Origin of the sequence: Limnothrix sp. FACHB-1083, assembly GCF_014696485.1 — a bacterium.
GTDB lineage: Bacteria > Cyanobacteriota > Cyanobacteriia > CACIAM-69d > CACIAM-69d > CACIAM-69d.
Genome location: NZ_JACJQD010000004.1, coordinates 368,279 through 381,213, shown reverse-complemented (window position 1 = coordinate 381,213; position 12,935 = coordinate 368,279). Strand labels below are relative to the sequence as shown.

10 protein-coding genes are annotated in these 12,935 nt (G+C 56.0%); 7 read left to right on the top strand and 3 right to left on the bottom strand.

Features of this window, described 5'->3' with window-relative positions; translation table 11 throughout:
- Positions 1-413: 413 nt before the first annotated feature.
- Positions 414-1,916 (bottom strand): BCD family MFS transporter, encoded by a 1,503-nt coding sequence (locus H6F46_RS07830; protein ID WP_099534675.1) that lies wholly within the window; start codon positions 1,914-1,916, stop codon positions 414-416.
- 284 nt (positions 1,917-2,200) lie between these two features.
- On the opposite strand from H6F46_RS07830, the gene H6F46_RS19540 reads away from it, so the two are divergent.
- The 4 genes from H6F46_RS19540 to H6F46_RS07815 all read left to right on the top strand — a co-directional run bounded on the left by H6F46_RS19540 (position 2,201) and on the right by H6F46_RS07815 (position 5,535).
- Entirely contained in the window at positions 2,201-2,323 is a 123-nt protein-coding gene (locus tag H6F46_RS19540) for a hypothetical protein (protein ID WP_255508925.1), read from the top strand.
- A gap of 95 nt (positions 2,324-2,418) precedes the next feature.
- On the top strand, positions 2,419-2,754 hold the full coding sequence (locus tag H6F46_RS07825) for a hypothetical protein (protein ID WP_190354192.1): 336 nt from the start codon (positions 2,419-2,421) through the stop codon (positions 2,752-2,754).
- Between the two features lie 305 nt (positions 2,755-3,059).
- On the top strand, positions 3,060-4,679 hold the full coding sequence (locus tag H6F46_RS07820) for an ATP-binding protein (RefSeq protein ID WP_242027837.1): 1,620 nt from the start codon (positions 3,060-3,062) through the stop codon (positions 4,677-4,679).
- 52 nt (positions 4,680-4,731) lie between these two features.
- The gene (locus H6F46_RS07815; protein WP_099534673.1) at positions 4,732-5,535 is read left to right on the top strand and encodes a creatininase family protein; all 804 of its coding nucleotides are present in this window, start codon (positions 4,732-4,734) and stop codon (positions 5,533-5,535) included.
- On the opposite strand, the gene H6F46_RS07810 is transcribed toward H6F46_RS07815, so the two are convergent.
- Both H6F46_RS07810 and H6F46_RS07805 read right to left on the bottom strand, forming a co-directional pair.
- Positions 5,532-7,130, bottom strand: a complete 1,599-nt coding sequence (locus H6F46_RS07810) for a calcium-binding protein (protein WP_190354191.1) — start codon at positions 7,128-7,130, stop codon at positions 5,532-5,534. The genes H6F46_RS07815 and H6F46_RS07810 overlap by 4 nt on opposite strands.
- A gap of 189 nt (positions 7,131-7,319) precedes the next feature.
- Complete coding sequence (locus tag H6F46_RS07805; protein ID WP_190354190.1) at positions 7,320-7,568, bottom strand: hypothetical protein; 249 nt, start codon at positions 7,566-7,568, stop codon at positions 7,320-7,322.
- Between H6F46_RS07805 and H6F46_RS07800 the strand changes: the two genes are divergently transcribed.
- The 3 genes from H6F46_RS07800 (at position 7,567) to H6F46_RS07790 (ending at position 12,845) form a co-directional block, all read left to right on the top strand.
- Complete coding sequence (locus H6F46_RS07800) at positions 7,567-9,039, top strand: phosphoglucomutase/phosphomannomutase family protein (RefSeq protein WP_099534670.1); 1,473 nt, start codon at positions 7,567-7,569, stop codon at positions 9,037-9,039. The genes H6F46_RS07805 and H6F46_RS07800 overlap by 2 nt on opposite strands.
- A gap of 205 nt (positions 9,040-9,244) precedes the next feature.
- A complete protein-coding gene (gene rdgB, locus H6F46_RS07795; protein ID WP_099534669.1) occupies positions 9,245-9,814 on the top strand; it encodes an RdgB/HAM1 family non-canonical purine NTP pyrophosphatase in 570 nt (189 codons plus the stop codon).
- A gap of 880 nt (positions 9,815-10,694) precedes the next feature.
- Entirely contained in the window at positions 10,695-12,845 is a 2,151-nt protein-coding gene (locus H6F46_RS07790; RefSeq protein WP_190354189.1) for a DegT/DnrJ/EryC1/StrS family aminotransferase, read from the top strand.
- The last annotated feature ends 90 nt before the right edge of the window (positions 12,846-12,935 follow it).

Below are 12,935 nucleotides of genomic sequence, written 5' to 3'. Positions count from 1 at the left end.
AATCGTCGATTTTGCAGAACAGAGCTTCTAGACTGAGCATGACGGGGTTGGGTTGAGGGCTTTTTTGTTAATGCCTCAGCTTAACCAGCCCCGTCTTTCTTCCGCTCCCCTTATCCCGAACTGACGTCAGGGTTATGGATTTTTGTATTGATTTTTAACTACTTTTTATCAGGCTGCAAAGAACTCCCTACCCAAAAATTATGGGAGCATCTCGCTCCAGATGCCCCCATGATTCACCTCTCTCCAGGGGTGATCAGACTCGTTGGGCGATCGATGACGGGTGGACATTGCCCACCCTGCAACCTGCTCAACCCGAGCTGATGATTCCGTAACTCGGCAATAACTCAGTCGCGATGTAGCCACGACTTAGCCACGACTTAGCCACGACTTAGCAGCCATCAGCAGCAAGCGGTTTAGTCCATTTCCACCTGCAAAACGTTGGCGATCGCCTGTTGGGAATCGGTTTTGAACTCCCGCACATTCACCCACCACAGCAGCCCGATCGCGATCGCCATCATCAACGCTTCCGCCGCAAACACCGTAATGAAGCCATAGATCGGTTGCCCAAACAGCGCCAGCCCAACCCGTTGGTAAATTAAGCCGCCCAACCAGGTAGACAGGGCCTTGGCCAAGGCCTGAGCCAGACCCCAAGCCCCAATGAACGTGCCGGCCGTTTCCGCCGCCGTTAGATCCAACATCAGGGTTAAGGCCCCAGTGGTGACAATGCCCGAGGTGAGGCCAAAAATGCCCACGGCCGCTTGCAAAACGGTGGGATTAGCCCCGATCGCCCCGGGATTGGGATTGCTGGAAAATCCCGCCAGGATGATTAGCCCCAGCGCCGCGATCGTCAGCAAACAACCAAGCTTTGTGGTGCGCTGTTTGCCCAGCCGGGGAATCAGGCCAAAGCCCGTGGCCACCAACCCCAAAAGGGTTCCCGTGCCAAAGAATGCATTCAAACTCGTGGTGGCCGAAGGGGGCATGTTGAACACTTCGCCGCCGTAGTTTTCGAGAACGGCCTCTTGCAAAAACAGGCCCAGGGTCATGGCTAGCAAGAATGCAAAAAAGATGCCCGTTTGCCGACTGGCGGTCAAAATTCGTAGGGCCCGCCCGAGGGTAATTTGGTCTTCCCGTTCCGCCAAGTGCGATCGCAGGCCATAGCGCGAAAACCGTTTTTCCACACCCCAGGTGGCCGCAAAGGCCAACCCAACCACAGTCGCGGGCACGATGATGAACAGTTGGTTCAAGGCCCCTTGCAAAGCGGCGAGGCTGTTGGCCGCTTCGGCCCGTTTCAGGAGAATCGAAGTCAGGATGGCCCCGATGATGATCCCCACCATCAGCATTGACCAAACCACCCCCACTAGGCGCGATCGATCATCTTCGTCGGACACGTCCACCAACAAAGCCGCAAAGGGCGTGGAACTGGCACTGATGGAGAGGCCATAGCCCGCAAACAGCAATCCAAGGGCGATCGTCCAGAGGCCCGTGGTTCCCTCCCAAGACCAACCGCCCGCCTGCGCCACCGCCGCGCCCAATTGCCACATCACCTGCACAATCAAAAACGAGAGCACAGCAAAAACCATCGATCCCAGCCAGACATAGCCCGATCGATGCAGTCGGAACAGGGGCTTGGCATCGGACAGTTGCCCAAACCAAACACGGGCGGGCGCAATGAACTGGTGCAGGGCGATCGCCCCCGCCGCCACATCCAGGGGAATGGCCAACTCATTGCCCATCACCCGGTTCAGCAGCCCCAAGGTGAGCACCGACATCATGCCCAGGCCCATTTGAAACAGGCCCAAGCGCAACATCACTGGCAGGGAAAGCTTAGGGGGCTGTTGGGGCAAGTCATGGTGCGGGGGCAACTCCAATGGAGGAGACAACGGATTCAAAGTGGATTCGGGAGACTCTGGAGGCATGGTGCTAAGAAGGGCAGAGAATTCAAAGATGGATTGGGATCGTGGATTGAGGGCTGTGATTCGGATTCGTGAGCCTCTGATCCTGCCGTTGCGAGATCCCAGGAAGCAAGGCGAGATCCTAGGGAGCAAGGGGCTTAAGCCTCTTGTTTGAGGCGGTTAGGCCAGGAAAATCAGCCATTTTCGCCTCAATCGATCGAATTCGATGACAAACCTCGGCTCCTGGGTTGGATCTGGGTTGAGATTTTTGGATCTGGGTTGAAATTTAAGCTGGTTGATAAAAGGTTTTGACCCAAATTTTGCAGCCGACTCGCCGGGGCGATCGCTCTCCAATTTTAAAAGGCACACCGGAACTTCCCCTTCAGTCCCGAAATCCTGACGGAATTTTGGGGAATGCCCAAATTTCTTGAAGAATAAATCCTTATAATTGGTTCACAGAAATTAATGTTTTGTCTAAAATTTCTCATCAACTCCAGCCCAAACCTTTAGAGAACGAGATCCAACCATGACCGGATTCATTCGTGGCCTGTTCGGCGGCAACAAAAAAGAAGAAGCACCCGCGCCCCAACCCGCTCGCCAAAAGGAAACCCAGGACTTTTTCTTGGATTTTGACAGCGCTCGCACCTTCGGAGACATTGAGCGGATGCGCAAGGAAGTGGAAGTCCACAAGACTTTCCCCAAGGGAACTACGCCCGTTGAACAACCGGCCAAGCCCAAGGCCAAGGCTACGGAACCCACCAGCAGCGCTCCGGCTAGCACGGCCGGCGAAACCCTGGAACGCCGCAAGGCCGATCGCAACTTGGATGCGTTCCGCAGCATGGCTAAAGACCTGAAAAAATAGGCGGGGTCTCAAAACTGGGATCGCCAAACGAATCCAGTCGATCGGCACGGGAGGGAGAGCAATGTTGAGTTGTTCTCCCTTCTGTGTGTTGACGGGTTCTGATGTGGATGGGTTCTGATGTGGCTTAACGCTGGCTGGTTAGTTCGGGCGGTGATTGATTCTTGTGCTGGCTCATTTTGCGAGCAATCTCTGGGCAGTTAAGCTGTTGGTTGCCACTTCCAGCTAGGGCGATCGCGCCGCTGATGGCTTTTGAAGGTGGCTGCCCGGTGCAAACTCCTGCTCATTGAGACAACGAGATCTGGCCTATGACCTACTTGCGGACTGACGACCCATCCTCCCAGCGGCCGAAAATTAGTCCCGGTCGGTTACGGGAAATTCAGGAGGAGGCTGAACGGCTGCAATGGTTGCTGGCCTCGCTGCTGGTGTTGCCGGGAGTGTTGGATAACGAAGTGGGCAAGGCTTTTGCGCAGTTTTTGGGAACGGTGCTGGAGCGATCGCGCGATGCGACGGATATTACGTTGGCCTATGGGCGCTGGTTTCGGGCGCTGATGACCACGGGCCAAAGCTGGGGCGATTATTTGCTCGATCGCCTGGTAACGGTGGATGCGGTGTTGGCTCCGGTGCTCAAAGGCAAGACGATCGAGCAATTGCCCAAGGCCACGATCGCGGCGATCGACCATGATTTGCGGGCATTTCAGCAACTGTGGCAGTTCGAGCCGGCCTTGGCTTGTCAGTGGGCCCAGGAGTTGGCGGGTGGGGCGATCGAGCTAGTGGCCTGGAGTGGGCCCAGTGCTGACTCAGAAATGGAATTGGATTCACTCGACGCATCTGATCTGCTTGATGTCTCTGATCAACTGGACAAGCCCGATCACAAGCCTGATCAATTGGCTGCGCCTGATCCTGATCAACTTGATAAGCCTGATCAATCCGATGCGTCGGATCAATCTAACGAGTCGGATCAATCCGATGTGTCGGATCAATCTGCCGTCACCGAGCCAGAAACTAAACCCAATCCAAAAGCCGCACTCCGGGCCCAGTTGCGCAACCTGGACGACTGGGCGACAGCCACGCCAGCTTTAGTGCGTTATTTGGCAGCGGCCGATCGGGGACAGTTCAGCGAGTCCCGCGCTTTCCGTTGGCGATCGGGGCAGCTTGTGCCGGTGACTCATCCTGACCCGATCGATCTGCCCGACCTGGCCGGCTATGACGGCCCCAAGGCGCAACTAATCCAAAACACGGAATTTCTGTTGGCGGGTCAGCGGGCGCTCAACGTGTTGCTGTATGGGGCGCGGGGCACGGGAAAATCATCCCTCGTGAAGGCGCTGCTGTCGGCCTATGGCGATCGGGGGTTGCGATTGGTGGAGGTGGCCAAGCAAGAGTTGGATCATCTGCCGGAGATTGTGGACTTGCTGCGGAGCGCACCCCAAAAATTCATCCTATTTGTGGATGATTTGTCCTTTGAGGAGGATGACGAGGCCTTCAAGGCGTTGAAGGTTTGCCTGGAGGGCGGCATCACGGAGCGGCCAAAGAATGTGGTGGTCTATGCCACTTCAAACCGACGACATTTGGTGCGGGAATATTTTGCCGATCGCCCCCGGCCCAGCGATGCGGATGAGGTGCAGTCCTGGGATACGGTGCAGGAAAAGCTCTCCTTTGCCGATCGATTTGGCTTGACGTTGACCTTTGAGGCGGCCGACCAAGACACCTATTTAGAAATCGTGAATCATTTGGCTGATTTAGCCAATCTCGGGATCGATCGGGCAGAATTGCGGTTCCGAGCTTTGCAGTGGGCCACGCGCCACAATGGGCGATCGGGTCGCACGGCTCGCCAGTTCATCGACTTCCTCACCGCTGAGCAGGCCTTGGCCGCCAAGGCCGCTCCCAGCACTGAGACTTCGGAAGCTTCTGAGACTTCGGAAGCTTGAGGGCGCTCATGGCTCTGGGTTAACCGCTGATGCTGATTTGGACGAGCCACCTATGCATGGGCCCATTCCGGAACACCGCTTTTTTGCTTATCTAACTTGGCAAGATATCGCGGCCTTGCCCGATCGGGAGCGGGCCGTGGTGATTTTGCCGGTGGGGGCGATCGAGCAGCATGGGCCCCACTTGCCCCTGAATGTGGACAGCGCGATCGTGAACGGAATTCTCGGGCGATCGCTCCAATGGCTCGATCAACAACGGCCTGACGTGGTGGCCTATGCCCTGCCACCGTTGTTCTACGGCAAATCTAACGAGCATCTGGCGCTGCCGGGAACCATTTCCCTCAGCGCCACCACGCTCCTGTCCTTGGTGATGGACATTGGCCACAGCCTCTATCGATCGGGCTTTCGGAAGTTGCTATTGCTGAATGGCCATGGAGGACAGCCCCAGGTGTTGGATATTGCCGCCACGGATCTCCACGAGCGATATCCCGACTTTTGGACCTATTCCTGTTTTGTGTGGCGATCGGCCAATTACAAACCCCTTTTGAACCCGGCGGAAACCCTGGGAATGCACGCGGGCGATGCGGAAACCTGCGTGATGCTGGCCCTTGATCCCGATCGGGTGCGGATGCAACGGGCCCAAGCAGAGATGCCCCTGACCCATCCGGGCAAGCGACTGGGGCCCAAGGGAGCCTTAACCTACGCCTGGACAATTCAAGATCTGAGCCAAAGTGGCGTGATTGGTGACCCAACAGCGGCGGCGGCCGATCGGGGCGAACAGATTATTGAACTGCTCGCCCGCAACTGGGCTGAGATCCTGGCCGAAATTTACGACTACTACCCGATCGCCCAGCCCTAGCCCAGGATGGCCCAACTGTTGAAACTACTGGACAAGTTGGCAGGCGCATTGGGAAAGGTGGCGATCGTTTGCACGCCGGATCCGTTGTTGAACTGCAACGCGACCCCCGTGCCGCTACTGACAAAGGCAAACCCGCCCCGCTCCGGATCCACCGAGAACACTCGCAGGGTCGTAATTCCCCCAAATCCAGTGCTCCGAATCACCAATTTGTCCAACGTGGGGTCAAAGTCCGTCAGCACATCACCCCCTTCAGCGGGCGTGTTGTAAATAAAGAAGTCGCTTCCCCCCGTAGCCAGCAACGTATCAGACCCCAATCCCCCTTCCATGGAGTCATTGCCCTCGCCGCCATCAATCAAATCGTTACCGCCACTGCCCTTCAGCAAATCTGCACCACCCAAACCGGTGATCGTATCGTTGCCATCCAAAGCATCGATCGTGTCATCCCCAAACGTGCCTTGAATATTGTCATTGCCGGTGGAGGGCTGGGTGGAACCGGTGCTGCCCGTGCCGCCCGTGCTGCCGCTCACGCCGCCCGTGGTGGTGTCTGTGCCCACGGGGGTGAGGAAACTGAGGCGCTGACTGTTTTTCACGATCGCAATCAGCCGCTCCGTGTTGTTGGTATCCACCAACGTCAGGAACGTATCGGCCGCGTTCAGCCCCGTTCCCGGAACCACCACCACCCGCGAGGCAATGTTGCCCTCGAACCCAATCAGGTCTTGGGTGAAGTCATAGTCAGCAATGATGTCAACGCCACCCGCTTGGCCTGACACGATGAAGGTGTCGCCACCATTGCCCCCAATCAGGGTGTTGCTGCCCTGGTTGCCATACAGGGTGTCGTTACCGTTATCCCCGGACAGGCGATCGTCCCCGGTTCCGCCGAAGATCACATCTTCGTTGTCGCCGCCATTGATCGTATCCGCATCGCCGTTGCCGTTGAGGGTGTCGCTGCCTTCGCCGCCGTTGATGATGTCAAGGTCGCGGCCGCCCAGAATCAGATCAGCCCCGCTGTCGCCATTCAGATCATCGTTACCATCGCCGCCATTGATGGTGTCGGCTTCTCGGCCACCAAAAACTACGTCATCCCCTCGACTGCCATCAATCCGATCGTTCCCTTGGCTACCAAAAATCAGGTCATTGCCCTGGCCACCAAAGATGACATCGTTGCCCAAATCTCCAAATAGGATGTCTTCGCCCTCATTACCTTGCAGCAGGTCATCGCCCTGGCCACCGTAGAGGGTATCAGCTCCCACGTCGCCCCATAGGGTGTCGTTGCCTTGGCTGCCTCGCAGGATGTCGGGATCTTGGCCACCAAAGAGCAGATCGTTGCCATCGTTCCCATCCAGCAAGTCGTTATCTTCGTTGCCGTAAAGGGTGTCATTTCCCTTGCCGCCAAAGAGTTGGTCGCTGCCAAAGCCCCCTTGCAGGAAGTCGTTGCCATCGTTGCCATTGAGGATGTCGTTGTCGCGGCCCCCTTGGAGGGCATCGTTACCGGCTAAGCCAATGAGGGTGTCGCTCCCTTCGTTGCCAAAAATTTGGTCGTTGTCGTTGGTTCCGGTGAGGAGGTTGGGAAGGTTGTTACCGTTAATGATGGCCATGGGGCGCTCCAAGGTGGGCTACAGTCCTGCGGGCGAACCGATGCGTGAGAAGGCTGAAGATGGGGTGAGGGTGGGTGTGGCTCGCGCGAATCGATGATGGTCGATTTGTTCTGGGGTTGTCAAATGGGGGATGTGCCGAAAATGGCGGGTTTGGGGCGGGTGCGAGGCGGAGAGATGGGGCCGGCAAGGTCAGGAATTGACCTGGATCCCTAGGGCGATCGGGAGGGGGCAAACCCGATTAACCCGATTGTTAACATAGGCTTGCGTGGGGCGACCCCGCACGGCGTTGGGGTGGGGTGGTTCAGGAAATCCGGAAGGGACGGGGGCGATCGATCGGCCCGGCCAAAGCAGCCCAGGACGATCGCCCCCAGTCGTTTGCGTCCTAGATTCCCAATCTGAGCGGTATTGCAGCGCACAAAGCAGAGGTTTTTGATTCATGAGTCAATCGTTGAGAGCGGCGGCGGCCAGCCCGATCAAATTCGGCACGGATGGTTGGCGGGGGGTAATTGCGGCGGACTTCACGATCGAGCGGGTGGCTCGGGTAGCCCCGCTGGCGGCGGAAGCGTTGGCCCAGGAGTTTGGGGCCAGCACCGGCAGCCGCACTATTTTGGTGGGCTACGATCGCCGGTTCATGGCTGAAGATTTTGCGCGGGTGGCCGCTGAAGCCATCCAGGCGATCGGCTATCGGGTGAAGCTGTCGGACTGCTATGCCCCCACGCCGGTCTTTAGCTGGATTGCCCACCATGAGCAGGCTCTTGGGGCGATCGTCCTGACGGCCAGCCACAATCCTGGTCGTTATTTGGGTCTGAAGGTCAAGGGAGCCTTTGGGGGTTCTGTGTCGCCGGAGGTGACCCAAAAGATTGAGACGATGTTGGCGGCCGAAACGGTTCCGGCCGAGGTGGAGCATCCGGAGCCGATCGAGTCGTTTAATCCTTGGGAAAGCGGCTACTGTGAAGCGTTGCGGCAGTTCGTTGATCTTGCTGCCATCCGAGCTGCCATTGCCGATGGCAAGCTGGCGGTGTTTGTGGATGCGATGCATGGTGCTTCGGCGGGCGGCCTCAGCAAGGTGCTGGATGTTGCCGTGCAGGAACTGAACACCAATCGCGATCCGTTGTTTGAAGGGGGCGCGCCGGAGCCGTTGCCCAAATACACCACCCGCTCGATCGCCCAAATTCGCGACCACCAACAGGCCCATCCCGACCAGTTGGCCGTGGGTTTGGTCTTTGATGGCGACTGCGATCGGATCGCCGCGATCGATGGGTCTGGGGAATTTCTCACCTCCCAGATCTTGATCCCAATTTTGATTCAACACCTGGCCGTGGTGCGCGGGCAAACCGGCGAAGTGGTTAAAACCGTCAGCGGCTCCGACCTGATGCCCAAGGTGGCGGAACTGTATCAATTGCCGGTTCATGAAACCGCCGTGGGCTACAAATACATCGCCGATCGCATGTTGAGCGTGCCGGTGTTGATTGGGGGCGAAGAGTCCGGCGGCGTGGGCTATGGCAACCACATTCCCGAACGGGACGCGCTGCTCTCGGCTCTGTATGTGCTGGAAGCCGTTGTGAAAGCGGGCAAAAGCCTGAACGAGCTTTACGGCGATCTGCAAACCAAAACCAACTTTTTCAATGCCTACGATCGCATTGATTTAGCTCTGGCCAGCATGGCCGCCCGCGATCGGCTGTTGGGACAACTGCAAACCAACCCACCCCAAACGATCGCCGGGCAAGCGGTCACCGACTGCCAAACCACCGACGGCTATAAATTCCGCCTAACCAGTGGCGATTGGTTAATGGTGCGCTTCAGCGGCACGGAACCCGTCCTGCGGCTCTATTGCGAAGCCGTCACGCTCGATCGGGTGCATGAAATCCTGGAATGGGCCCGCCAATGGGCCGAAGCTGCCGCCGCCTAAGGTTGCTGCCCAATTCCCACGGGCGCACCCACCCAAAACCAACCGTGCGCTCTTGATTTAACCCAAACCTGCTGGACTTGGTTCGCCCGGGCTAATCCCCGGGTGATTTTTTTGGGTGGTCATTACCGTTGGTTGCCCTTTGCCAAACCACCCCCGATCGGGACAATTGGGAAGTTCTGTCCATCCTGAAATTTCTTTTTTCGCCATGCCCCGTTTAGTCGTTGCCACCGGAAACTCCGGCAAACTCAAAGAACTACAGGCCTACTTGGATGATTTGGGCTGGGAACTGGCCCTGAAGCCCCCGGAGCTAGAGATTGAAGAAACGGGCCAAACCTTCCTCGAAAATGCCCGCCTGAAAGCCACCCAAGTGGCCCTGGCAACCGGTGAATGGGCGATCGCCGATGATTCCGGCTTGGCGATCGATGCCCTCAATGGCGCACCGGGTCTCTACTCCGCTCGCTATGGAGTCACCGATGCCGATCGAATCAACCGCGTCCTCACTGAACTGGCCAACCAGCCCGATCGCCGGGCCCAATTTGTTTGTGCTTTGGTGGTCGTGCGGCCCGATGGCACGGTGGCCGCCGAAGCCGAGGGCATCTGTCCCGGTGAAATTACCACAGCCCCCCGGGGAGAGCAGGGTTTTGGTTACGACCCCATTTTTCTGATGCCTGAGTTGGGCCTCACCTATGCCGAAATGTCTGCCGCCCAAAAACATGAACTGAGCCATCGCGGCCGGGCGATCGCCCTGTTGCGGCCCCAACTCGCAACCCTGTAACCTCCACGCCAATTCATCACCCCCACCCCAAGGGCCAGCGACCTCGTCTCCTCACCCCCCCAGCTCAACATTCACCACAGCGCAAGCGGCATACGCAGCAGGCAAAGGACTAATCCCCTTTGCCTTTATTTTTCAATCCCCTCATTGCCACTCTTTCTCCATAGTTTGCACAGCGCTTCAAGCACACAATTTCAATTGGTGAACTTAATATTTTTTACAGAATTTCAGTTATAGAGCCTTAGGATGGGTGATCAGGTTCACAAAACTTTGATTTTGACGTTGAAAGGTCGAGGATCTGAGGGGGTCAAACCCCTCATTTGCGATGATCTGACTTAGGAGATTAACTACACTTTCCTTCAAGAAGTTAGTTAGCGATCCACCTTAGTTGAACAGAAGAATTTTTACCAAAATTCTTGAGCTTCAGTTATTCAAAACCAAGGCAAATGTATGATTTTTAACACCCAACCCCCTTGGTCATGTATCCAATGATATCTGCTCGTTAAATTGATCGATGAGCCACGATTTTTAAGTCCATTCAAGAGATTAAGATTCATTACAATCACTGCTTTTTCTATTTGCGATCAAAATTGTCTTAGCCTAGAGTTAATCTGACCTTTAAACAGCATTAGACCTAAGATCATTCCACCCCTCCAGTCGGAATTTCTAGGTCTTGACTCAAGCATCTTGCTTGAGCGAATAAGCTTCGTCCATGAGAGTCATTGTTGGGCTGTCTCTCTTGAACTAGTCACTTCGAAAAATCTTCCAAGGCTTAAGTTAAGTCGGGTTTCCGTTTGGTTGAATTTCAAAACGATCAAGGGATTATTGAGCTGAAATAATCCCGCTATTTGGTTCAGCAATTTTCGCTGGCGAGGCTATTGAAATGGCAGATTTTGACGTTTTAATTACGGGTGGTGCTGGTTTTGTCGGCAGTGCGATCGCACGCTATCTACTGAGTGTGGGCAAGTCAGTGGTTTGTTTAGATCTCCACGATCCCGGTCGGCTAGTCGATATTGATGATCGAATTGAGAACGTCGCGGGCGATATTCTCGATGCTGATTGCATGGATCATTGGATTGCTCGCTGCGATCGAGTGATTCATCTCGCGGCCGTCGTTGGTGTGGATGAATATGTCACTCGGCCCCACGATGTTTTGGATGTGAACATCTTGGGAACGCGCAATGTCTTAATGGCTTGCTTGAAGCATAACCGCCCTGTTTTAATTGCCAGCAGCAGCGAAACCTACGGCTTAAATACCGGCATTCTGGAAGAAGATAGCGATCGCATCTATGGCACTTCTCGAAACCATCGCTGGAGCTATGCCATTTCCAAAACCACCGGGGAACACTACGCCTATGCCCTGGGCCGTTTGGGACTGACCGCCGCCGCCGTTCGATACTTTAATATCTATGGCCCCCAACTTGATGCACCGGGCAAAGGACGTGTCATCAGTAAGTTTCTGGGCAGAATTCGCGACGGTTTGCCCTTGATGTTGGTGGATGGCGGTCAAGCCGTGCGCACCCTTTGTTATATCGACGATGCGGCAGAAGCAACCGCAAGACTCGCCCTTGAACTCAGTCCCGACTGTAGCTATAACCACTCAGCCGTTAATATTGGCCGTCCTGAGCCAATTACCATGCGTGAATTGGCGGAAATTATGATTCGCCTCTCAGGCCACAAAGCCGGAACCGAAGACATTGATGGAAAGCAATTTTTTGGCGAGGGATTTGAAGAAATTCCCGTGCGTGTGCCTGATGTGTCCAAGCTGGAACGGATCCTAAACTTCAAAGCCAAAATTGACATGGAGGAAGGGTTGCGCCGAACCCTCGACTATTGGGGACTGCTTAGCCCCGATGCCGGTCGCGGTGCGTTCTCTCGCAGTTCCAGCCATACTCCTCCAGTGGTGCCCATGGTGCGCCCGCACTTTGCACCCAATAGCGTTCTCATCCAATCCTTCCAGCAATCTTTGGCCACCGGGCAAGCCACCAACGGCGGCCCCCACTTGCACAATTTTGAAAAGGAATTGGCCCAGTATCTCGGCGTGCCCGATGTGGTGGTCTTGAGCAATGGTGCGGATGCGCTGACGTTGGGTATGCAAGTGCTGGGGCGCAAAGGCAAGGCGGTGTTGCCGTCCTATACCTTCATTGCCACTTTGAATTCGATCGAGTCGGCGGGTCTAGAGCCAATTTTCTGCGACATCGATCCCGAAACCTTTACGATGTCGCCCACGGCCTTGGCGCAAATTCTTGACCAGGAGCGGGATGTTGCTGTGGTAGTGCCGGTGAATGTGTTCGGGGTAACGCCTGACTTGCCGGCGATCGCTGCCCTTTGTCAACAGGCTGGGGCGGAGCTGATCTATGACAACTGCCACGGATTTGGCACTGAAACCTATGGCCGTCGGGTTCCCGCAGAACCGCGCCTGCAAATGTTTAGCTTCCATGCAACCAAGGTGCTGCCAGCGATCGAGGGCGGCGCACTGGTTGGCCATGATTTGGACTTGCTCAATCAAGTGCGACAGTTGCGTAACCACGGCATTGCCCATCACAACTTGTCAGAATCGAGCTTGGGCATGAACGCCAAAATGGATGAGTTGCGGGCCGCCACCGGTCGCCACGTCCTGCGCCACTTCCCCAAAAATCTTGAGCAACGCCGCCAATACGCCCAACAACTGCGCACCTTCTTCCAGGAGTCCTGTCACGGGGCCCTGATGCCCCAGCGAATTCCTGAGGGCGTGATTTCCAATTTCCAAAACCTGGGAGTGTTGATGCCGGTTGCCAAGCAAGGGGAACTGAGCCGCGTCATTACCGCCCTGAGGGAAGAAGGGGTGGAATGTCGCTCATACTTCAACCCCGCCCTTCATACCCTGGCACGGGCTAAGAGCTATGCACGCTACCCCCTGCCCGTCACGAATCAGGTTTGGAATTCGCTGCTATGCTTCCCCATTCACAGCCAAATGGATGCGAAAGACATTGATCGGGTGCAGTTAGCGGCGCGATCGGTTGCTGATGTTTTGACCCTTGCGCAAGTGTCCTAACCAATCCGTTCGATCGGCAGTGGATCAAAGATTCACTGCCGGTAATGGCTTGATCAAGCAATCATGAAATGCTCACGAATGACTTGAAAT

Coding starts and splice junctions, on each gene's coding strand:
- H6F46_RS07830 (WP_099534675.1), bottom strand. CDS start 1,916: ATGCCTCCAGAGTCTCCCGAATCCACTTTGAATCCGTTGTCTCCTCCA.
- H6F46_RS07825 (WP_190354192.1), top strand. CDS start 2,419: ATGACCGGATTCATTCGTGGCCTGTTCGGCGGCAACAAAAAAGAAGAA.
- H6F46_RS07820 (WP_242027837.1), top strand. CDS start 3,060: ATGACCTACTTGCGGACTGACGACCCATCCTCCCAGCGGCCGAAAATT.
- H6F46_RS07815 (WP_099534673.1), top strand. CDS start 4,732: ATGCATGGGCCCATTCCGGAACACCGCTTTTTTGCTTATCTAACTTGG.
- H6F46_RS07810 (WP_190354191.1), bottom strand. CDS start 7,130: ATGGCCATCATTAACGGTAACAACCTTCCCAACCTCCTCACCGGAACC.
- H6F46_RS07800 (WP_099534670.1), top strand. CDS start 7,567: ATGAGTCAATCGTTGAGAGCGGCGGCGGCCAGCCCGATCAAATTCGGC.
- H6F46_RS07805 (WP_190354190.1), bottom strand. CDS start 7,568: ATGAATCAAAAACCTCTGCTTTGTGCGCTGCAATACCGCTCAGATTGG.
- rdgB (WP_099534669.1), top strand. CDS start 9,245: ATGCCCCGTTTAGTCGTTGCCACCGGAAACTCCGGCAAACTCAAAGAA.
- H6F46_RS07790 (WP_190354189.1), top strand. CDS start 10,695: ATGGCAGATTTTGACGTTTTAATTACGGGTGGTGCTGGTTTTGTCGGC.